Source organism: Kitasatospora nipponensis (genome assembly GCF_039528135.1).
Taxonomy (GTDB): domain Bacteria; phylum Actinomycetota; class Actinomycetes; order Streptomycetales; family Streptomycetaceae; genus Kitasatospora; species Kitasatospora nipponensis.
The window spans coordinates 1-710 of record NZ_BAAALF010000710.1 but is presented as its reverse complement, the minus strand read 5'-3'; the positions used below and the strand labels follow the sequence as shown (position 1 = coordinate 710).

At 66.3% G+C, this 710-nt stretch carries 1 protein-coding gene; it reads left to right on the top strand.

Features of this window, described 5'->3' with window-relative positions; translation table 11 throughout:
* Positions 1 to 128 precede the first annotated feature (128 nt).
* The coding region (locus ABD323_RS42860) for a nuclear transport factor 2 family protein (RefSeq protein ID WP_344447455.1) at positions 129 to 710 on the top strand (582 nt) is incomplete at its 3' end.

Below are 710 nucleotides of genomic sequence, written 5' to 3'. Positions count from 1 at the left end.
CGGCCCCCGTGCGGTACCAAGGCCGGCGCAGCTCGTCACGATCCTCGGCGAGCCGCCGGCCGTCACCGACAGCAGCGCCAGGAACTGCCGTCGCGAAAACAATCTCCACACCGACCTCGGAGGGCCCGATGACCGAGAGCAGTGATCGAGGGGGGCAGGCAGATCAGCTGTCACAGGCGGAGCGACTCGTTCAGCTGGAACACCGGCTCCAAGCTCTGGAGGACGAAGTCGAGGTGACCCGCCTGATCCTGTCTTACGGACCGCTCGTCGACAGTGGAGACGCCGACGCCGTGGCCGCGATCTGGGAACCCGACGGCGTCTACGACGTCGACGAGTTGGTGATGAACGGACGTGAGCAGATCGCCGCCATGGTGACCTCGGAGTTCCACCAGCACTGGATCACGAACGGTTGCGCACATGTCATCGGAGCACCGCGCGTGAGCGTGAACGGCGACGACGCGGTCGCGGTCTGCTATTCGCTGATGATCGTCACTGGCGATGACGGATTCGTGGTACGCAGGGCGACCGCCAACCATTGGCGCCTGCGGCGAGGTGCGGACGGCTGGCTGGTCACCACCCGCACCAGCCGAGTGCTCGACGGCCGCGCGGAATCACCCGAGCTGCTTGCCAGTGGCATGGCGTCGGGAGCGGATCCCACTGAGGAGACCGAGAGAAGGACGACCAGCGCGATATCTCCGACCAGCTGCACG